This window comes from Lysobacter auxotrophicus, from assembly GCF_027924565.1.
GTDB classification, from domain to species: domain Bacteria; phylum Pseudomonadota; class Gammaproteobacteria; order Xanthomonadales; family Xanthomonadaceae; genus Lysobacter_J; species Lysobacter_J auxotrophicus.
On the sequence record NZ_AP027041.1, the window covers coordinates 2995412 to 3014575 of the forward strand.

18 protein-coding genes and 1 tRNA gene are annotated in these 19164 nt (G+C 64.7%); 11 read left to right on the forward strand and 8 right to left on the reverse strand.

The genetic code is table 11. The features are described from left to right. Positions 1-11: 11 nt before the first annotated feature. The 6 genes from ggt to rsmD all read right to left on the reverse strand — a co-directional run bounded on the left by ggt (position 12) and on the right by rsmD (position 4901). Positions 12-1745, reverse strand: a complete 1734-nt coding sequence (ggt, locus tag LA521A_RS13490; protein WP_281779393.1) for a gamma-glutamyltransferase — start codon at positions 1743-1745, stop codon at positions 12-14. Further along, entirely contained in the window at positions 1745-1999 is a 255-nt protein-coding gene (locus LA521A_RS13495) for a YfhL family 4Fe-4S dicluster ferredoxin (protein WP_281779394.1), read from the reverse strand. Before LA521A_RS13495 ends, ggt begins: the two co-directional genes overlap by 1 nt. Before the next feature lie 34 nt (positions 2000-2033). Continuing rightward, positions 2034-2804 carry a hypothetical protein gene (locus LA521A_RS13500; RefSeq protein ID WP_281779395.1) on the reverse strand — a complete coding sequence of 257 codons (771 nt, stop codon included), beginning with the start codon at positions 2802-2804 and terminating at the stop codon, positions 2034-2036. A 340-nt stretch (positions 2805-3144) separates the two neighbouring features. After that, entirely contained in the window at positions 3145-3636 is a 492-nt protein-coding gene (locus LA521A_RS13505) for a hypothetical protein (RefSeq protein WP_281779396.1), read from the reverse strand. Between the two features lie 64 nt (positions 3637-3700). Beyond that, the gene (gene coaD / locus LA521A_RS13510; RefSeq protein WP_281782099.1) at positions 3701-4204 is read right to left on the reverse strand and encodes a pantetheine-phosphate adenylyltransferase; all 504 of its coding nucleotides are present in this window, start codon (positions 4202-4204) and stop codon (positions 3701-3703) included. Between the two features lie 7 nt (positions 4205-4211). After that, positions 4212-4901 carry a 16S rRNA (guanine(966)-N(2))-methyltransferase RsmD gene (gene rsmD, locus LA521A_RS13515; protein ID WP_281779397.1) on the reverse strand — a complete coding sequence of 230 codons (690 nt, stop codon included), beginning with the start codon at positions 4899-4901 and terminating at the stop codon, positions 4212-4214. A 64-nt stretch (positions 4902-4965) separates the two neighbouring features. Between rsmD and ftsY the strand changes: the two genes are divergently transcribed. Genes ftsY through LA521A_RS13535 form a run of 4 tightly spaced genes read left to right on the forward strand, consistent with a single transcriptional unit; the run spans position 4966 to position 8855 of the window. Continuing rightward, positions 4966-6228: a signal recognition particle-docking protein FtsY gene (gene ftsY, locus LA521A_RS13520; protein WP_281779398.1), complete on the forward strand. Its 1263-nt coding sequence runs from the start codon at positions 4966-4968 to the stop codon at positions 6226-6228. 17 nt (positions 6229-6245) lie between these two features. Then, positions 6246-7511 carry an AsmA family protein gene (locus tag LA521A_RS13525; protein WP_281779399.1) on the forward strand — a complete coding sequence of 422 codons (1266 nt, stop codon included), beginning with the start codon at positions 6246-6248 and terminating at the stop codon, positions 7509-7511. Continuing rightward, positions 7508-8578 (forward strand): A/G-specific adenine glycosylase, encoded by a 1071-nt coding sequence (gene mutY / locus LA521A_RS13530; protein ID WP_281779400.1) that lies wholly within the window; start codon positions 7508-7510, stop codon positions 8576-8578. The genes LA521A_RS13525 and mutY overlap by 4 nt, the downstream gene beginning before the upstream one ends. A 1-nt stretch (position 8579) precedes the next feature. Further along, positions 8580-8855, forward strand: coding sequence for an oxidative damage protection protein (locus LA521A_RS13535; protein ID WP_281779401.1), 276 nt, complete (start codon positions 8580-8582; stop codon positions 8853-8855). Here LA521A_RS13535 and LA521A_RS13540 read toward each other — a convergent pair. After that, positions 8852-9295 (reverse strand): DUF6491 family protein, encoded by a 444-nt coding sequence (locus LA521A_RS13540; protein WP_281779402.1) that lies wholly within the window; start codon positions 9293-9295, stop codon positions 8852-8854. The genes LA521A_RS13535 and LA521A_RS13540 overlap by 4 nt on opposite strands. 172 nt (positions 9296-9467) lie before the next feature. Between LA521A_RS13540 and LA521A_RS13545 the strand changes: the two genes are divergently transcribed. The 4 genes from LA521A_RS13545 to LA521A_RS13560 all read left to right on the forward strand — a co-directional run bounded on the left by LA521A_RS13545 (position 9468) and on the right by LA521A_RS13560 (position 15676). Then, a tRNA-Phe gene (locus tag LA521A_RS13545) sits at positions 9468-9543 on the forward strand. A gap of 181 nt (positions 9544-9724) precedes the next feature. Further along, the gene (locus LA521A_RS13550; protein WP_281779403.1) at positions 9725-10465 is read left to right on the forward strand and encodes an SOS response-associated peptidase family protein; all 741 of its coding nucleotides are present in this window, start codon (positions 9725-9727) and stop codon (positions 10463-10465) included. Between the two features lie 146 nt (positions 10466-10611). Beyond that, a complete protein-coding gene (locus LA521A_RS13555) occupies positions 10612-11688 on the forward strand; it encodes a right-handed parallel beta-helix repeat-containing protein (RefSeq protein WP_281779404.1) in 1077 nt (358 codons plus the stop codon). 2428 nt (positions 11689-14116) lie between these two features. Next, entirely contained in the window at positions 14117-15676 is a 1560-nt protein-coding gene (locus LA521A_RS13560) for an NBR1-Ig-like domain-containing protein (RefSeq protein WP_281779405.1), read from the forward strand. Positions 15677-15977: 301 nt separating this feature from the next. Here LA521A_RS13560 and LA521A_RS13565 read toward each other — a convergent pair whose 3' ends face one another. After that, positions 15978-16865: an NmrA family NAD(P)-binding protein gene (locus LA521A_RS13565; RefSeq protein WP_281779406.1), complete on the reverse strand. Its 888-nt coding sequence runs from the start codon at positions 16863-16865 to the stop codon at positions 15978-15980. A 191-nt stretch (positions 16866-17056) separates the two neighbouring features. Between LA521A_RS13565 and LA521A_RS13570 the strand changes: the two genes are divergently transcribed. The 3 genes from LA521A_RS13570 to LA521A_RS13580 all read left to right on the forward strand — a co-directional run bounded on the left by LA521A_RS13570 (position 17057) and on the right by LA521A_RS13580 (position 19137). After that, positions 17057-17617, forward strand: a complete 561-nt coding sequence (locus LA521A_RS13570; protein WP_281779407.1) for a dihydrofolate reductase family protein — start codon at positions 17057-17059, stop codon at positions 17615-17617. A 580-nt stretch (positions 17618-18197) separates the two neighbouring features. Continuing rightward, the gene (locus LA521A_RS13575; RefSeq protein WP_281779408.1) at positions 18198-18413 is read left to right on the forward strand and encodes a hypothetical protein; all 216 of its coding nucleotides are present in this window, start codon (positions 18198-18200) and stop codon (positions 18411-18413) included. A 250-nt stretch (positions 18414-18663) separates the two neighbouring features. Then, positions 18664-19137: an LEA/WHy family protein gene (locus LA521A_RS13580; RefSeq protein ID WP_281782100.1), complete on the forward strand. Its 474-nt coding sequence runs from the start codon at positions 18664-18666 to the stop codon at positions 19135-19137. Positions 19138-19164: the final 27 nt, after the last annotated feature.

Here is a 19164-nt window from a genome sequence, read left to right on the forward strand (position 1 = left end):
GGGCCAGAACGTCACTTCACCAGGACATCCGCCTTGCCTACCGGATTGCGCGGGTCCGTACCGCCCTGCAGCGTGTTGGTGCGCTTGTCCCACGACACCGTCTGCAGGTTGCCCCAGGGCTTTTCGCCGGCGTTGACCTTGTGGCCCATCGCCTCCAGCGCCTTCACCGTTTCCGGCGACAGCGCGCCCTGCTCGGCGGTGATCACGTCGGGCATCCACTGGTGATGGATGCGCGGTTTCGCCGCGACCTGCTGCGCGTTCAAACCATCGTCGTAACCCAGGATGCCCAGCAGCACCTCGGTGATGATGCGGCTTCCGCCCGGCGCGCCGAGGACGGCGAGCTCATCCTTCGATTCGATGAAGCTCGGCGTCATCGAACTGAGCATGCGCTTGCCCGGCGCCGGCGCATTGGCTTCGAAGCCCATCACGCCGAACGCGTTCGGCGTGCCCGGACGCAGTGCGAAATCGTCCATTTCATCGTTCAGCAGCACGCCGGTGCCGGGCGCGACCAGGCCCGATCCGTACAGCAGGTTCACCGTCTGCGTCGTCGATACGCGATTGCCGTCGGCGTCGATGATCGAGAAATGCGTGGTTTCGTCGTCTTCCAGCGGCGCCGGCTGGCCGGGCAGCAGATCGCTCGGCGTGGCCTTCGACGGATGGATGCTGGCGCGCTGTCCGGCCGCGTATTCCGGGCTGACCAGTCGCGCGAGCGGCATCTTCACGAAATCCGGATCGCCCAGATAAATCGTGCGATCGCGGAACGCGCGGCGCATCGACTCGACGATGAGGTGCGTGCGCGTGGCTTCATCGAGCGTGGCGAGGTCCCAGCCGGACAACATCTGCAGCATCTGCGCGATCGCCACGCCGCCCGAGGACGGCGGCGGCGCGGTGGTGATGCGCCAGTCGCGATACTGGAAATGCAGCGGCTCGCGTTCCTTCACGCGGTAGCCGCTGAGTTCCTCGGCGCGCCAGTGGCCGCCCTCTTCCTTCACCGCGGCGAGCAGCCTGTTCGCCACCTCGCCCTTGTAGAAACCGTCGAAGCCCTTGTCCGCGAGCAGCTGCAGCGTGTTCGCGAGATCAGGTTGCTTGAGGATCTCGCCCGCCTTCGGCGGCGTGCCGTCGGCGAGGAACACCTCGCGCGTGCCGCGATAACGCTCCATCACGGCGCGTCGGCTCGCGTAGCCGCGTTCCAGGCGCGGATAGATCTCGAAGCCTTCGCGCGCGACGCGGATCGCCGGGGCCAACGCGGTCTTCAGCGGCAGTCGGCCGTACTTCTGCGAAACGTGCACGAGCGCGGCAGGCAGACCCGGAATGCCCGCCGACCACGGGCCGTTGGTCGCGCGATCGTTGTCGAGCTGGCCGTCCGGCGTGAGGAACGCCTGCGGGGTGGCGGATTCGGGCGAAGTCTCGCGCGCGTCGACGAAGACGTCCTTGCCGCTCTTCGCGTCGTGCAGCAGGAAGAAACCGCCGCCGCCGATGCCGGAGCTGATCGGCTCGACCACCGACAGCATCGCCGACACCGCGACCGCCGCGTCGAACGCGTTGCCGCCCTCGCGGATCATCTGCATGCCGGCGTCGGTGGCGAGCGCGTGCGCGCTGGCGATGGCGGCGCCAGGCGGGTGCGCTGCCGTTTTCGCAGCCGCGGCGGTTTTTGGAGCGGCCTCGAGCGGAGACGTCGTCGCGAGGAACAACAGGCTTGCGGTCAGGAAACTTTGGCTGGCCAGCACGCGCAACGTCTTTCGCATCAGGGGGTCTCCAGTCGCAGTCCGGCCAGCTTGGCCAGCAATTGCGTTTCGGTTTCAGGATGGTCCGGGTCGGGATCGATGCATTCCACCGGGCAGACGACCACGCATTGCGGTTCGTCGAAGTGGCCGACGCATTCGGTGCAGCGCGCCGGATCGATCACGTAGATCGTCTCGCCCTGCGTGATCGCCTGATTGGGACAGGCCGGTTCGCAGACGTCGCAATTGACGCAGAGCTCGTTGATCTTCAGGGACATGCGGACATTGTCTCACGCCCGGCACGCCCGCCGGTCACGGGGGCCCGATGCCCAGCCCGGCGACGGCCTTCAGGTTGCCGAACACTTCGATCTGCCCCACGTGCACCGAGCGCACCCACGGGCAGCCCCAGACGCCGCCGCCGTACGCGCGGACCAGATCGCAGAAATAGAAGTCCTCGCCGATGACGACGCCGTTCTCGCTGACGTGCCGGAAGAAGTGGTACATGCGCCCACCCTGGATCGCCGGCTCCTCCGAGCACGAGATCTGACCGGAATCCACCAGCCGCATCAGGCACGCGCGGCTGATCATCATCAGGCCCGTGCCGGCGCGGTCGACGCGGACCGGCTCGTCGGCGGTCCAGTCCACGTCCTGCGGCTGGAACATGCCGCTGAAATCGCCGCCGACGTGGTGCAGCAGGGCCGGATCGACGTCGGGCCGGTTGAGCACGGCCTGCCTCACCTGCCCCATGTCGATGCGCTTGCGCGGATACAGGGCGGCGACCACGTCGCGATCGCCGTAATCGAACATGCGCACCAGGTCGTCGGCGACGGCGCCCATGTCGTCGTCCCAGAACAGCATGTGCGACGCGCTGGAGTTGAACAGGAACCAGTTGGCCAGCGCGTTGCGCGCGGCCTCGATGGCGCTGATGCCCTGCGCGACGCGCAGCTCGAAGTCGATGCCGCGACGCAGGCAGTGGTTCTGCACGTCGACGATGCCTAGGACGTAGGGCTTGCAGAACGAACCCCTCAGGGAAGGCGTGGCGACAAAGAGGGAGAAGCGGTTCTGGCCTGCGTGGGACGGCATCGGACTGGCACCTTCGAACGTCGCACCGATGCGACGTCCGGAATTGTGCCGGGTGGGCGCGATTCGTCCGCGGTGGATTTTTCGCTCCTGGGTGGCTGGTGGGAAAGGCGTGGCCGCTGCGCGGCCGCATGAAGTTCAAAAAGCACGGGCCCGCTTTCGCGGGCCCGCCTGGATCCCGGCTTTCGCCGGGATGACGATTCCACAAAGGCGACGCCGCTACGCGGCGGCATGACGTCCCAAAAAGCACGGGCCCGCTTTCGCGGGCCCGCCTGGATCCCGGCTTTCGCCGGGATGACGTTCCGGCAAAGCCGCGTCCGCGAAGCGGACGCGGGCCGGAACGTCACTTCGCTTCGACGAACTCGAACTTTGCGCCCGACGGTTCGACGGCAGCCTTGACGCGGTCGGCGTCGGCCTGGGCGCCGATGAACATCACGCGCACGCCCTTCATCGTGCCCGGCTGGGCCTGGGCGAACGAGGCGATGGCGAGGTCGGCCGACTTGGCCGAGTTCTGCGAGCCGAACGCCAGCAGCGTGCCTTCCACGCCGCCGCGGGCGACGTCACCCTGCGCCTTCTCCAGCTGGCGGTCGTACTCGCCCTGGAAGTCGGCGCCGGCCGGATCCGGCAGCGTGTACAGGTAGACGTTGGTCGCGCCTTCGATCTTCTGCGTGACCACCTTCGTCAGGTACGTGTCCCACGCCGCGCTGTCGTTGGTGGTCGGCGCGGCCAGCGGGGCCTCGGCGACGGCGGCGGTCTTCTCTTCCTGCTTGTTGCAGGCGGCCAGCAGCGGCATCGACAGGCAGGCGATCAACAGCAAACGGGTGGTGGTCTTCATCGGGTTCCCCTCGGTTTGTTCCGGGTGTTGGTGGTGATGAGGCATCTGGTCCGGCGGCGCCGGATCAGCGTGGAGCGCGTTGCCACTGCGCCTGCAGCGCGGCGTCGACCGCCGGCGGCACGAAGCCGGAGACGTCGCCGCCGAGGCGGGAAATCTCGCGCACAAGCGAAGAGGAAATGAAGCCGTACTGTTCCGCGGGGGTGAGGAACAGCGTCTCCACGTCCGGGATCAGATGGCGGTTCATGCTGGCCAGCTGGAATTCGTACTCGAAGTCCGACACCGCGCGCAGGCCGCGCAGCAGGACGCCGGCGCCGACCTGCGCGACGAAATGCGCCAGCAGGCTGTCGAAGCCGCGCACTTCCACGTTGTCGTGGTGCGCGACGGCCTTGCGGGCGAGTTCGACGCGAAGCGCCAGCGGCAGCGCGGGGCCTTTCGCGGGACTTTCGGCGACGCCGATGATCAGGCGTTCGAACAACGGGGCGGCGCGGTCGACCAGGTCGATATGACCGTTGGTGATCGGGTCGAAGGTGCCGGGGTAGACGGCGATTCGGTTACGGGCCGCGGTCATTCGAAGGTCAGGCATGGGCGCCGGAATCCGGGCTGGCCGGCGCGGCCGGCAGTGTAGCAGTGGCGGAACCGGCCGCGGGCGGGGCCGCCGGGGCGTCCGCCGGCACACGCCGATAGAGCGCGTAACGCACCTCGCGGGTGCGGCCTTCGCGATGCGGGCGCCAGTCGGCCGGCAGCGCGAAGGCGGCCTCGTGCGGGGCTTCGACGTAGAGCCAGCCATCCGGTTTGACGACCCGGGCCAGTGCCGGCAGCAGGGCATCCCATAACCCCGCGGCGAAGGGCGGGTCGAGGAACGCCAGGTCGAAGGCTCCCTCCGCCTGCGAGGCGAGCCACGCCTGCGCGTCGGCCTGCGCGATGGTCGCCACCTCCCCGCCCGGCAATCGTGCGGCGGTGGCGCGCAATGCAGCGGCCAGCGCCGGGTCGCGTTCGACCAGCACCGCACTTCCGGCCCCGCGCGACAGCGCTTCGAACCCGAGCGCACCGCTGCCGGCGAACAGGTCCAGCACGCGCGCGCCGGGCAGCATCGGCATGAGCCAGTTGAAGAGGGTTTCGCGCACGCGGTCGGACGTGGGGCGAAGGCCGGCGATGTCCGGCACGCTCAGCCGCGTGCCGCGCCAGCGGCCGCCGATGATGCGGACCTTGCCGGCATTGGCCGACGTGGTGACCGGCCCGGGCGGGCGTCGGGGCGCTTTGTTCATCGGGGGCTCGCTGAGGCCGGTGCTAGCATGTGCGCATTCTCGCGCATTCCCCCACGCCGCCTCGATGTTCGACTTTTTCCGTCGCAAGAAAGACCAGCCTCCGACCGATGCCGCGAAGCCCGAGGGCGCGACGGAGCGCTACAGCATCGAGGAACTGGCCGCGGCGTTTCCCTCGCGCCAGCCCGAGGTCGAGGCCGTCGAACACGAAGCTGCTCGCGAAGCCGTCGAGCCGTCCGACGTCGTTCCGGTAGAACAGGCCGCACCGGCAGTCGAACCGGCCCGCGCGAGCGAACCCGAGCCCGTTCCCGCCGAAGTGATCGCCGCCGCGCTCGACATCGAGCCGGTCGCCGCGCCCATCGCCCCCGCGCCGCCCGTTGCCGACCATCCCGTCGCCGAACCGGCCGCACCGGGCAAGCCGGGCTGGCGCGAGCGCCTGCGCGGGTCGGCGTTCGCGCGCAGCTTCAACGGCTTGTTCTCGCGCCATCCACGCCTGGACGACGACCTGCTCGACGAGATCGAAACCGCGTTGATCACGGCCGACGTCGGCGTCAGCGCGACGACGCAACTGGTCGAATCGCTGCGCAAGCGCATGAAGTCGCGTGAGTTCGCCGACGCCAACGCACTGCTCGCCGCGCTGCGCGCCGACCTGGTCGCGATGCTCAAGCCCGTCGCGCAGCCGCTGCAGATCGACACGAACGCGAAGCCTTTCGTGCTGCTTACCGTCGGCGTGAACGGCGTCGGCAAGACCACGACCATCGGCAAGCTCGCCAAGCGCTTCAAGGACGAGAACCGTCCGCTGATGCTCGCCGCCGGCGACACCTTCCGCGCCGCCGCCGTCGCCCAGCTGCAGGCATGGGGCGACCGCAACGGCGTGCCGGTCGTCGCGCAGGGGCAGAACGCCGATGCGGCATCCGTCGCCTTCGACGCATTGCAGGCTGCGAAGGCGCGTGGCACGCAGGTGCTGATCGCCGACACCGCCGGCCGACTGCACACGCAGCAGGGCCTGATGGCCGAGCTGGGCAAGATCAAGCGCGTGCTGCAGAAACTCGACACGTCCGCGCCGCACGAGGTGCTGATGGTGATCGACGGCACCACCGGCCAGAACGCCTTGTCGCAGCTGCGCCAGTTCCATGCGGCCGTCGGCGTGACGGGCCTGGTGGTGACCAAGCTGGACGGCACGGCGAAGGGCGGCGTGGTGTTCGCACTGGCGCGCGAATTCGGCATCCCGATCCGTTTCGCCGGCATCGGCGAGCGACCGGAAGACCTGCGCGTGTTCGACGCGGAAGCCTTCGTCGACGCGCTGCTGCCTGAATCCCTCGGCGCCTGAGGCCGCGCCGGCACCGCATGGCCGCGCCGGAGCCTGAAACCCCACCGCCCCGCCGGCGCCGCATCGGGCTGCTGGCGCTGTTGATCGCACTGGCCGTGCTCGCGTTCGCCCTGCATTGGGTGTCGCGGCCCGAACGCGTCGCGCGGTTGATCCTCGCGCAGGTCGGCAGCGCGCTCCGGCTGGAAATCACCTCGAGCGGCGCGAGCGAATACCGTCTGCGTGGCACGCCCATGCTCACCATCCGCGACGTCGTCGCGCGCAAGCCGGGCGATGCGACGCCGCTGTTGCGCGCCGATCGCATCCGCCTCGAACTGCCGTGGTCGACGATCCGCGCACGCGGTGCGGACCTCACCGTGCGCCGCATCGAACTGGATGCGCCGCAACTCGACCTGCCCGCGCTCCAGCGCTGGATGGCAACGCGCCCGCCTTCGAAGCAGGCGCGCCTGCCGACGCTCACCGACGGCCTGCGCATCGTCCGCGGCCGCGTGGCGGGCGACGGCTGGCACGTGGAAGCGATCGAGGCCGACATTCCCTCGTTCCATCCCGACCGCATGGTGCGCGCACGACTGCTCGCGCGTTTCACGACGGGCGAATTGCGCGTGCCGTTCGATGTCCGCGCCGCGATGACGCGTCCCGCGGCGGGCGCTGGACTGGGCGTCGTCGGAAACGTCACCGTGCTCTCGCCGCCATGGACGATGCCGATGCGGGCGCGGCTTTCCGGCCGCCTGCACAACGGCGCGGACGGCATCGGACTGGACGCGATGCGCCTGGGCGCCGACGCGACGTATCGCAATGGCGACACCGATCTTGCGTTCACGTACGGCATCGCCGGACCGCTGCGGGTGTTCGACGGCACGCTGCGCGTCGCACCGCTCGGCGCGGTGGTGTACGGCTCCGGCGCGGTACCGAACCTCCAGGGCACGGGTGCGCTGGCGTTCGGCGATTCGCTGTCGTTGCAGCTCGACGGCACGTTGTCGTCGTGGCCGCGCGCCTGGCCGGCACTACCTTCCCCGCTCGGCGAATCCACCTCGCCCCTGCCCTTCGCGCTCGACTATCGCGGCCGCGCCGATCTGTCGGCGACCACGGCGTTGCGCCTGCGCCGCGACACGACGCGTTTCGACGGATCGTTCAAGCTCCCGTCGATCCTGCGCTGGCTCGACGCGTTCGACAGCGCCTCGCCGCTGCCACCGTTGAATGGTCGACTGAGCAGCCCGAAACTCGACATCGCCGGCGCGACGCTGGAAGGCGTGGAAGTCGAATTCGGCGAAGACCAGGCCCCATGACCGCACGCGTTCCGCCCGATTTTTCCGCCCGCCTCCTCGCCTGGTTCGACGTAAGCGGTCGCCACGATCTGCCATGGCAGCATCCACGCACGCCGTATCGCGTGTGGCTGTCGGAAATCATGCTGCAGCAGACGCAGGTGAAAACCGCCGCGCCATATTTCCAGCGCTTCGTCGATGCATTGCCGACGTTGCGCGACCTCGCCGCTGCGCCGCTCGACGACGTGCTCGCGCTGTGGTCGGGATTGGGCTACTACGCCCGCGCACGCAACCTGCACGCTGCGGCGAAACAATGCGTCGAACGGCATGGCGGCGAGTTGCCGCGCGATCTGGAGGCGCTCACCGCGTTGCCTGGCGTTGGGCGCAGCACGGCCGCGGCGATCGCATCGCAGGCGTGGAACGACCGGCACGCGATCCTCGACGGCAATGTCAAGCGCGTGATGACGCGGTATCACGGCGTCGAAGGCTATCCCGGCCTTCCCGCCGTCGAACGGAAACTGTGGGCGCTGGTCGACGAGCACGTCGCGAGTTCTCAGCTGCCCGAGCACCGGTTGGCCGACTACACGCAGGCGCAGATGGACCTCGGCGCGACGCTGTGCACGCGCAGCGACCCGGCGTGCGTGTTGTGCCCGCTGCAGGACGACTGCGTCGCGCGTCGCGAAGGCCGCATCGCCGAACTGCCGACGCCCAAACCCGGCAAGACACCACCGCAGAAGTACGCGCACGTGTTGTGGGCCGAAGACGCACAGGGCCGCATCCTGATGCTGCGCCGTCCGCCTACCGGCATTTGGGCATCGCTATGGACACTGCCACAAGCGGACGACGCGGAAGCCGCGCGCGGCTGGTTCGACGAACACCTGTCCGGCGACTACGCCGGCGCGCTGGCGCTGCCGCCGATCGACCACGCCTTCAGCCACTACAAGCTGCAACTGCAACCGTTGCGCGTGCGTGCCGAGGCGCGCGGAAAGATCGGCGACAATGACGACCTGCGCTGGGTCGCGCGCGAGGAACTGGCATCGCTCGGCATTCCCGCGCCCATCCGCAAACTGCTCACGAACCAAGGCGCCTGACATGCCCCGCACCGTCTACTGCGAATACGAGAAGCGCGAAACCGAAGGCCTGGACTTCGTCCCCTGGCCCGGCGATCTGGGCAAGCGCGTTTTCGCCCACATCGGCAAGGCCGCGTGGGCGGCATGGCTCGCGCACCAGACGATGCTGATCAACGAGAACCGCCTGTCGCCGATGAACCCGCAACATCGCGCCTTCCTCGAAGGCGAGATGGAGAAGTTCCTCTTCGGCCGCGACGCCGCCAAGCCCGCAGGCTATGTACCGGAAGGCAACGGCTAGGACGTCTGCTCGCGCTCGGCCGTCTGCGCCTGGCGCTTTTCCTGTTCGGCGGCCTTCAGCGCCTTGACGTCGATCGGGCGCATTTCCTTGATCCAGCATGGGATCTGGTTGGGCCCGCGGCCCAGCACGATGACCTTGTCGAAATTGGAATACACGCGTCCGGACTGGTTGGTCACGGTGATCGCGTTGGCGAAATCCAGGTCCTGGCACGTGCCCTTGAGTTCGATCAGGTACGCGGTGTTCGGCTTGGTCCACACGGCAAGCGCGGAATCGCCCAGCGGCGTCCAGCCATCGAGCCGGCCGAAGTACTGGAAGTTCTGGACCGGTTGCCCCGCATTGGCGCGATAGAGCGCGAGGCGGTCGGCATCGCTGATGCGCGCATCGGCCGCGCACGCGGTAAAGGCCAGGGTGGAAAGAACGGCGAAAACCAGCGCTTTCATGGGGTTTCCTTGCAGCCGTTGCGGCTGCGGCGTGGACCGTCGCCTCATCATGCACCCGCCCGCCGCGTCCGCCAGATCCCCTGCCCCGACCCGTTCAGCACACATCCGGCTTGCGCAGTCTCGCGGCCATCCGTATCATTCCGCTTCTCGCACGGCCAGCCCGTTGCGGAATGGCCGGGTAGCTCAGTTGGTAGAGCAGGGGATTGAAAATCCCCGTGTCGGGGGTTCGATTCCCTCCCCGGCCACCATTCAAAATCTCAAGCCCAGTTAGGCCCTCAGGCCCTACTGGGCTTTTTGTTTTGGGCCATCGGCCAAGCCCGGGGGAGCACCGGGGGAGCGCGAGGAGCGTCAGTGACTTTCGTACAGCGCGCTGGATCGGAATGCAGACGCCATACGGTCCATGCGCCACTCGCCATCAGCGCGACTGCAATGGCGAACAGGCCGATTGGCACCCACGCGAACATCTCAAAGATCGGGCGCACTGAGGCGGCTCTCCAGAAGCGGGTTACCAAGAAGTCTCAAGAGATCATCCGGGTCGCGAACAACCGAATCGCGGCGGAACGCCTCAAGGCCGACAAGCTTCAGCGCACCGAGCCTGCGGAAGACGATGACCGTATCTGGCCCGGCGACTACACGCTGGTCATGGTCGTCGAGGATGGCCGCAAGGTCGTCAAGCCGATGCGCTACCAGTGCCGCCTGCCCGGCTGGACAGTCGCCGACGAGAAGGCCAAGCCCGGCACCTATAACGCCCGCAGGGACAGCCTGCGGAGCGTCTGGAAGCGCCTCTATGGCTACAACCACGGGATCATGGTCGCGACGCACTTCTACGAGAGTGTGGCTCGCCACGACTACGAGCAGCGCGCACTGACCGATGGGGAGCGTCCGAAGAGCATGGAGCTGGAGTTCACCCCGCAGACGGGCGAGCCGCTCTACATTCCGGTGCTCTGGTACGCGTGGACGGACGGCGTCGAGGAGCTACTGTCTTGCGCTGCGATCACGGACAATCCAGAGCCTGAGGTCGCGATGACGGGCCATGATCGGACCATCATCAACATCAAGCCGGAGCATGTGGATGCCTGGCTCAGCTCCGACCCGAAGAATCTCGCCGTTATGGACGAGATCCTTGAGGACAAGCAGCATCCCTACTACGAACATCGCTCGACCGGCTGATCGAGTGTCGTATGCGCGGAAAATGTGATTGCCTGCGCGCACCGATGGCACTGACGCCCATTCCTCCTTGACTCGGATCCTTGCCGCTACGAGGCTGGCGATGCGCGAATGCGCGCACCTTCCGTTGTACTAACAAGAGGAATGACATGGATGCTACCCGTAGAGGTTTGCTGCTCGGAGGATCGGTCGCTGGTGCTGCCCTGATAGGGTTGTCTCATCAAGCGAACGCCTCGATTTCGTCAAGCAGCACAGTGTCTTACAGCTTCGACGTAGTAGAACAGGGCGCAGACCCGAGTGGGGTCAATGACAGCACTCAGGCCTTCAAAGCAGCGATTGCACTTGCTGCGGGCACCGGAACTGGCGGAGGCGTTGTCTTAATACCTTCTGGCCGGTACTTAATCGCAGAAACTCTAATCCTCCCTAGCTACATCACGTTGCGAGGGCCTGGAACTCCGCACTCGGCGACATTGGATTTCGCAGGACAACAGACAGGTCCAGGCCTGCGCCTAACCGGCTATGGCCATATTGGCGTAGAAGGCCTATGCGTCGCGAACACGGCAAGCAACGGTGTAGAGATCGACGATAGCGGCTCGATCGCCTACAGGAATTTTTGTCACTTGCGGGACGTATTGGTAGTGAACGCAGGCGGCAGCGGATTCGTCGCAAAGAACAGCTACATGTGCTCATTCGAACGCTGCTGGGCGCGAGAAGCGCGCGACTTCGGGTTCAGATTCCTAGGTTTCCACACTTCGCTGAAGCTCGACACGTGCTGGGCTGATTCGTGCGGTCAGACGGGCTTCTCGCTCAATAGCGTGGTGTACTCGACGATCAATAACTGCGGCGCCGACTCCAACAATGGGTACGGGTATTTTCTGTCCAACTGCCAAGGTGTAGCGCTTACCGGCTGCGGTGCCGAGAGCAACTTCTACTCATCAGTGGGCATGGCAGCTAGTGCGGCCTGGGCTGCGACCGCAGTGGCTTCAGAGCCACACCTGAAAGGCATCACGATTACAAGCTTCTTTTCCCTGCTCGGAAATACAGGTGGCGGCCCAGCCTACGGCACCTTCCTGAGCATCTTTGCCCAAGACGGGAAGAAGATTGAAGGGTCAAGTCTGAATCATCACACCTTCAGCGACATAAGAGGGATTGCTGAGGTCAAGAAGTCAGGGGCGGCAAGCGACCTGGATTTCCCTGTATATCAAGGCTCACGTTTGGTTGGCTGATTCGCCTACTGCACTGATCGGTGAGGGGAGCATTCTCATCGATCAGTGTTGCCGATGCTCTCTCGGCACATATCCGTGATCCCGACATCTGGGAACCGCGCCTTCAGGTCGTCCGCGCAGAGTCGGAGCTGATGGAGGCAGAGCTCGATCTCTGGCCACGGGAATTTGGTCGTCATCTGTGGCTCCTGGTCAGCGACGCGAGCGGCGCCTGCGGGGATGGGTGGTGGAGATCGTCTGCCCCCTGCTCACCATCAGGTGGGCGAACGGATCTCCTATGTCCCTGACGGTCTCGCGAATGCGCGCCTCCCACTTCACTGCCCAGCTGCCGCGGCGAGCCCGTATCTGACGCAGACAACTGGTTCGAAGACTTCGACCTAGCGATCATCCGCTGAGCTACGCCGCCCAATCGTAATTTGGTAGCCATCCTGTGTCGCGGATGGCGCCCTCCGAATTGATACTGGTCATTGCCGGGGCCAGCACCGGTAGCGTTTGGCCGGGGGGGGGGGGGGGCGAAGTGCTCCCTATATAGGACAGCGGGAAGGTGGCAATCCGTCCCGCTTTCCGAGCAGCCTGGCGCTGTCTAGTTAGTTTCGGAAAGTACGCCTAGTGCTTGATGCCGCTGCACTTCCCGTCAGCCTTCCGGGCATTGAAGACACCGAGCACAAGCTCCCTAGTCAGAAGGAGCGTTCTACGGGCCTATGGAAGGCGCAAGTCATTCGATGAAACAACTCCGGTTTCGAGGCGCGAACGGTCGCGTCGGGGCTTTTCTAAGTCCCTATCGCAGATTGTAGCCTCGCGAATCCTTGAGCACCGCCTAATCAACACTCCTCGCGATGAATTGCACATCTGAACCAAGTGGGATGCAGGACACAGCTTTGATCTGGCCAATCTCATGGGCAACGGGGACCTCACTCTCAACCCTCCACATCCAGTCATCATCTTCAAGATCATCTCCCGACAACTTGAGGACTATCGACGATCTCCCAACATGCACAGTGCATGTTCCATCGGACTGCAGCGTGACACCTTCGACTGTCAGACCAATAAGCTCATAGAGTTCGGCCAGCAGAGTAGCCCTCGCCGACGGGGGCACGTCACATGCAGCCGCTGAGTTGGCTCGAACACCCGTTGCTACGCTTGCATCACATGTGAACTCAATATCGACATAGCTAGCCGCACCAGAAATGAGTTTGTCGGTTAAGAACCTCAGTCTGGCCTCAATGCTGAATGCGCTAAGCTGATCGAGGGATGCGCCGACCAACATTTGGCTCAACGCGGATTCCGCGACGGTGGAAGGTAGCGAGATGGCTTTCGAATTAGCTCCATCACTTTTTCTCTCGGAAGTAGATGTGGCTTCCCGCGCGTTGCTGGGCTTTCGGGATGTTACCGAAGTTCTTTCCGTCCGCAGGATTGACCGGTTGCTTGGTGCCCTGTCTGTTCGTCACAAGGGATGGTGCGGCCCGCCGTCCATGACGCGAACATCCATCTTCTTATCCGCAACATTATGCAAGCCCCCCCCTCAGTTCCTGCTTCATTACTGATCTTCGTCCCGGGGAAGCCCGCCTTTTCAAGATTCTCACGAGCTTCTGCAGGCGATCGACCTACTGGCACACCGGCGACACTGCACGCCCAATGCGTAACGCTACGCGTACCGCAAGCGCGACGACGCCAGTCCTGGAGCGTGCGCGGACAGATGCCAAGGCGGGCCGCTGCCTCGCGTTCCGACAGAGGGCGAGCGGGATTGTTCGTGCGCGAGTCCATGCGCTCCACGGTAGCCAGGGCTTGGCCCGAACCTGCCCCGTAACCGACGCGGATATCGGCTCGGTTGGCGGTCAAACCGAGATTGAGGACGGAGGCGGTCACTTACCACCCCCTTCCAGCCCGGCCAGTTTCCCGGGTAGCGCGCCAAAGCTGTCCACCAGGAGTAGCGCTTCGCACCGATTTTGAACGTCTCAAGGTGACCACTGGCCACCAGTTCATACGCCACAGACCGGCTGATGCCGTGCTTGGCGCACTCTTCAACAAGGGGCCCGAGGGCCGGTTCCGATCGCGTTACCACTGGGTCTTTCCTCCGGCGTCCACGCGTAACCGCCGCGTTCCTGATTTGACGAGCACGCCGGAAACACCATCCCCACGAACGCGACCACAAGCCCTCGATGTCCGCACCAGGCGCCGAGGCAGGGAGGCTGATTCCCGCTCGCGTTTCACTTCACGGGGCACATTCGTTTCGTGATTGAAGTCACTCCCACGCGCCACGTTGGTCGGCACTGTGGCCATGGGGAGCACGCTCTATTGTTGACGCACGGGCGCTCGGTGCCGCGTGCCCTCGTTCTTCGTAGACAAGGATTCACAACGGAGGTGAACCACTACACGCTGATTCGCGCCAAGGGAACTTTTGACCGCAGTTGTCAAACCATAAGGACATCCAATGCGTTACAGAATCGCTCTTCTGCTACTCGCGTCGCTCTTCAGCCTACCTGCGGCGGCACTGCCGAAGTACTTCGGCTACTTTGCCAACAACACTATTCCGCCGGACATGTCGTTCCAGCCGGAAAACCAGGATCATACAAACGTCACGGTGGTCTATACCGGTGGCGACGGCATCGATTGGGATCCAATCATTCTCAGGGAAGTTGGCCTAGCCAAATCGTATGGCAACAAGGCGGTGGTAATGGTCACATCGCATTTGTTTACCACCGGCAATCCGCATGGGGCGGACCCCAATGCAGCAGCAAACTTCGGCGCGCTCGTCGACAAGCTGGTCGCGGCCGGATATCTGGTTCCTGGGAACCCGGAAGCAAGCGCAGTTGCGGCGTTCTATCCGGTTGATGAGCCCGAATACCAAAAGGGTCTGGTCGATATCGGGGGCGCGCCGCATCCGGCCCTTGCCAATGCCGTCAATGTCATCAAATCAAATCCGGCAACCTGGAACTTCCCTGTCGCCGTAGTCGTCAGTCAACACTACGATCCCGTGATACAGGGCATGCGGTTGTTCGACTGGGCCGGTATGGACGACTACAAGAGCTGCAGTTTCCCTACCATGTTTTGCCCATACTCGTACGCTGGAACGTTCGCGGCGTTTTCTGCGAAGCTCCGCCCCGAGCAGCGAACAATCCTTGTTCCGCAGGCTGCAACGGGTGGCGATCTGGATGAGGTCGAGCACGATCCGTACCAGACCTACGAAATGGCGATAGCGGACTCCCGCGTCATCATGCTGATGCCGTTCCTGTGGGCCGGCAATCCGGCCTCGGGGATGACGGGGGTGCGCGATACGCCCGCACTGCGCTCTGCGTACCGACCGATTGGCTTCCAGATCAAGTATGGCCTGTACTCGCAGTACCTTGGCGCCTCCTTAGACGGTGCAATGGTTGCCGGCCAGTACTACAACGTGGTGGCGTGGTTCCGGAATATCAGCGAGAAAACCTGGCGCGCTGGCACCAACATCAGCTTGGGATCGCAAAACCCTGGCGACAACATGACGTGGGGCCTGCACCGGGTTCCGTTGCCGCATGACGTCGGTCCCGGACAGGACGTTGGATTCAACTTCACGGTGCGCGCACCGTCGGCGTCCGGTACGTACAAGATGCAGTGGCAGATGGTTGCCGACGGCATGTCGTGGTTTGGCGCAAAGACGCCGGATTGGTCGATCGCCGTCGTACCGCCGGCAACCGGATCGATCAGCGCGAACCGCAATCCCTGCACGATTCCTTACGGCGGCAGCACCTGCACCACGACGCTGAGCTGGAACTCCAATCGTGCCGATGCCGAGGTATGGGCATCGAACCTCGACGGCAGTAGCCCGGTGTTGTTCGCGCGTGCACAGAACGGATCCCAGTCGGCGACATGGATTAATACCAACGGCACACGCTTCACGCTCAAATCCGGCGGCGCGGCGATCACGGCCATCAACGTTTCCGGCGTACAGACGACCCAGCCGCCGGAAGAGCCGCCGCCGCATTGCTCCACGCCAAAATGTATCGAGCCGTAACCTAACGGACTCAAGAGGCATGACCGAGGCCGGGCGGCGTTCCGCCCGGCCTCGTAACAAGGCGTCATGGGGCATTGACCTCTGTCGACCCTCGGGCATGGGGTTGGCCGCGTGCGCTACGTGCGGAAGGAGACCTGGTCCGCCTACGTAAGGTTCGAAGTGGAAGCCGTCAGGAGGCGTGGCGCCATCTTACCGGCGCTCCTCGCACGGACTCAGACCGCTGGCCACCGGACCGTCTGGCGTCCCGTGATCAACTAGTAAGAGTCGTTACCGAGCCTACCTTCGCGCGAAGTGGCCAGCATTAGCTGGTAGCCGCACGCTCCTCGTCGGCATGTTCTTCTGCAATTGCACGGATGTAGCTCTCAAGACTGATCTTGCCGCGGATCGGGTCCGTGCCTTGATCGAAACCGCCATCCATCGATACCTCTGTCATACGAGCGTAAGAATCAGCGGCCGGTTTGGAAAAGCCCATTGACTGGAACGCCTCCTTCCACTGAGCACGCGGCGTAACCATGAGCTCGACTGGACGATTCAGTGCTTTCGCAAACGCCTCTGCCACCTCGTTAGAGCTGTAGGCACGCGGGCCTTCCACATACCGAACGCCGACGTCATCAACGCCGGACATCAATCTATCGGCGGCGGCCCGCCCGAGATCGACCGGCGCAACCATTGGGATCGGCAAATCGGCGGGAAACATGGTCGAAAGCCTGCCCGTCGCACGGACACTGCTTAGTTGACTGTCCCAATTACTCATGTAGTACGCGCCACGGTTGATGGCAGCTGGGATCGATTGGCGACGCAGTCCTTCTTCAAGTTCCCACAGCACGTTCAAATCACCGATCCGATCGCCCGGCTGTGCCCCACCGGTAGAGATGGCCACCACCTTTTCGAGGGCGATGCCGCGCAGTGCTTCCAGAATTCGCTGCACCGTCAGCCTTTCGACAACATCGGTGTCGGCGCGAATGTCAGCGGGCGGGTTGAGCAACAAAGCACGCTTGCCTCGCTCCAATGCAGCGCGCAACGAGGGCACATCATTGACATCCGCCTCCATGACTTCGGCGCCCTTCGACTGGAACGCTCGTGCGTGGCTAGCGTTCCTTGTCACGACGAGAACCCGCTCGCCTTCAGCAAGCAAGGCCTCTGCTGTAGCGGAACCAACGTGTCCGGTACCTCCCAAAATCACGTGCATTTTGTTCTCCCTAACCATGCCGGACCGGTAGGGCACACATGATGCATAGCGAGCATGGCCGCCCCGTGAAGTCGAGCATCAGGCTGTGTCTGCCGGCCGAACAATTGCTATCGGCCATGAGCGGGCGTCAGTCTCACACTGTGAGACGGCGAGTTCTTAGCGTCCCACTCTTTCTCAAGGAGGACGCTGCTTTGAAGACGCAGTACTACACGTCGTCCAGCCTCGATGGCTTTCTGGCCACTGAAGACGATTCACTGGAATGGTTGTTTCCGCTTGGCGACATCAGCCAGACCAGCTATCCGTCCTTCATCGAGCGCGTCGGCGCGATCGCGATGGGATCGTCGACCTACGAATGGATTCTGCGCAATGCAGCCACCGTCGCCGAACAGACCGGAACGGCGTGGCCATATACTCAACCGACCTGGGTGTTCACCAGTCGCAAGTTGCCCACAATCGAGGGCGCCGACGTAACGTTCGCCAACGGCGACGTGCGCGCGGCTTACTTTCAGATGCTCGCGGCTGCCAACGGCAAGAATGTGTGGATCATGGGCGGCGGCGGCCTCGCCGCGCAGTTCCATGACGCCGGATTGCTGGACGAGATCACGGTGCAAATCGGCTCCGCTACGCTTGGATCCGGGAAGCCGCTGTTCCCGCGACGGCTCCTCAGCCCCGGCCTTGCCCTGATCTCGGCAACGCGGTTCGGCTCCGGGTTTGCAGAGCTGACCTACAACGTTATGAAGGATAGCCACTAACCTGATTCGCGAATGCGGGGAACGAGACCCATCGCCAGCAGCTAGTCCAATGGGGTCTGGTTGGCGCTGGTTGGCTCTTCGAGATCGCGCTGCCGTTGCCCTCCCCCGCCTTCGCGATCGAGCCCATGGCCGCTACAAGCCTCTGGCTTGCGCGGGAAGCCCTCAGTTGTAGAAGGCTACGAGGACTGCGTCTTCGACCTGCCGGGCGTTGTCGGTCCGTCTCCGCTGCACGGGTCTGCTGGCCCCATCAATCAGAAGAAGTCGCATGCCGACGCCCGACACCGCGACTTCGGATTCCGCCGCTCTCCCGGCGCCCCATCACGCAACCTTCTCTTCCGGAAGGGAAAATGCGCTTCAGGTGGGTACTCCGCCCAAAGCGGCTTGTAGGAATTTTCTTACCCCGCGAAGCGAAGTCGCCCGATGGCGTCACGGCCGGTTCAGACGGATTCTGTGGTCCGCCCCGGCAGCCCGGTCAATGCGCAAGCAAGGATGCTGCTCAGCAATGGAATCAGGCCGTCACCGTGAGCGGGTGAGCTTGCTGGGCCGGGGCGCTTCTTCTCTTCCGCACGACATCGGACACGTGTCCAAGGGGCCCACGGTGGAAACGACTTACGCCAGCGGTTCCTCGCGGAACGCCTACGCTGACGGCGCGGTCGATCCCAACGCCTCCGATTCGCACCGGGAGTACCGCCGCAAGCGCGCGCGTCGCGCCGCGCTGCGGTACGTCGTGGTCTGGAGCACCGTGGCGGCGCTGGCGCTCATCGCGCAGGTGATTGCGCCGGCCGCGGCGACCTGATTCATCTTCTTCTTGCGACGTGACTGCCCCGATGCCGGCTTCGCCGGTACGACGGCATCGTGGCTCGCGATCTGATTCCGCTCACCTGACGGCCTGATCCCCCAGCTCCGGCGTCGCCGGAATGAAGTCGTCACCGGGCTGTCGGTCCGTTTCGCCCTGTTCCCAACCGCCCCGACTTCGGGCTGGCGGACCGTACCGTGCGCCGTAGTATGCTCGCCGTCCCATCATTCGGAGCGGCGGCATGAAGGCGATGCACTGGACACGTTGGACCGCATTGGCGTTGCTGGCGCTGCTGCTGGCCGGATGTTCCAGCGGGCCCGTCCGCCGCGTTTCCGAACCTTCCGCACGCATCCAGCAATTGACCGTCCGCGCCGACGGCAGCTGGTCGGCGGAGGTGCGCATCGAGAACTTCAGCAGCATCCCGATGCGGTTCGAGAACATCGACCTGGCCGTCAAGGTCGCCGATGCCGAAACCGGTCGCCTTCGCGCGCAACCCGGCCTGTCGATCGGACCGGAATCGGCCGACGTCATCACCGTCAACATGACGCCGGACGCTGCGGGCAAATTCGCCGCGGCCAATGCATTGGCCTCCGGCCGCAGCCTCGCCTATTCGCTCAGCGGACGCATCGATGCGACGCCGGACGAAGGCAAGCAGCGCAGCTTCGACCTCGACCGCAACGGCGTGCTCAGCCCGGCACCGGGCCTGCCCGGCGTGCTGCGCTGATCGCCCTTCCCTTTCTTTTCGACCGCC

Excerpts from the sequence above, each read along its gene's own strand:
- ggt (WP_281779393.1), bottom strand. The coding sequence starts at position 1,745 with ATGCGAAAGACGTTGCGCGTGCTGGCCAGCCAAAGTTTCCTGACCGCA.
- LA521A_RS13495 (WP_281779394.1), bottom strand. The coding sequence starts at position 1,999 with ATGTCCCTGAAGATCAACGAGCTCTGCGTCAATTGCGACGTCTGCGAA.
- LA521A_RS13500 (WP_281779395.1), bottom strand. The coding sequence starts at position 2,804 with ATGCCGTCCCACGCAGGCCAGAACCGCTTCTCCCTCTTTGTCGCCACG.
- LA521A_RS13505 (WP_281779396.1), bottom strand. The coding sequence starts at position 3,636 with ATGAAGACCACCACCCGTTTGCTGTTGATCGCCTGCCTGTCGATGCCG.
- coaD (WP_281782099.1), bottom strand. The coding sequence starts at position 4,204 with ATGACCGCGGCCCGTAACCGAATCGCCGTCTACCCCGGCACCTTCGAC.
- rsmD (WP_281779397.1), bottom strand. The coding sequence starts at position 4,901 with ATGAACAAAGCGCCCCGACGCCCGCCCGGGCCGGTCACCACGTCGGCC.
- ftsY (WP_281779398.1), top strand. The coding sequence starts at position 4,966 with ATGTTCGACTTTTTCCGTCGCAAGAAAGACCAGCCTCCGACCGATGCC.
- LA521A_RS13525 (WP_281779399.1), top strand. The coding sequence starts at position 6,246 with ATGGCCGCGCCGGAGCCTGAAACCCCACCGCCCCGCCGGCGCCGCATC.
- mutY (WP_281779400.1), top strand. The coding sequence starts at position 7,508 with ATGACCGCACGCGTTCCGCCCGATTTTTCCGCCCGCCTCCTCGCCTGG.
- LA521A_RS13535 (WP_281779401.1), top strand. The coding sequence starts at position 8,580 with ATGCCCCGCACCGTCTACTGCGAATACGAGAAGCGCGAAACCGAAGGC.
- LA521A_RS13540 (WP_281779402.1), bottom strand. The coding sequence starts at position 9,295 with ATGAAAGCGCTGGTTTTCGCCGTTCTTTCCACCCTGGCCTTTACCGCG.
- LA521A_RS13550 (WP_281779403.1), top strand. The coding sequence starts at position 9,725 with ATGGCGAACAGGCCGATTGGCACCCACGCGAACATCTCAAAGATCGGG.
- LA521A_RS13555 (WP_281779404.1), top strand. The coding sequence starts at position 10,612 with ATGGATGCTACCCGTAGAGGTTTGCTGCTCGGAGGATCGGTCGCTGGT.
- LA521A_RS13560 (WP_281779405.1), top strand. The coding sequence starts at position 14,117 with ATGCGTTACAGAATCGCTCTTCTGCTACTCGCGTCGCTCTTCAGCCTA.
- LA521A_RS13565 (WP_281779406.1), bottom strand. The coding sequence starts at position 16,865 with ATGCACGTGATTTTGGGAGGTACCGGACACGTTGGTTCCGCTACAGCA.
- LA521A_RS13580 (WP_281782100.1), top strand. The coding sequence starts at position 18,664 with ATGCACTGGACACGTTGGACCGCATTGGCGTTGCTGGCGCTGCTGCTG.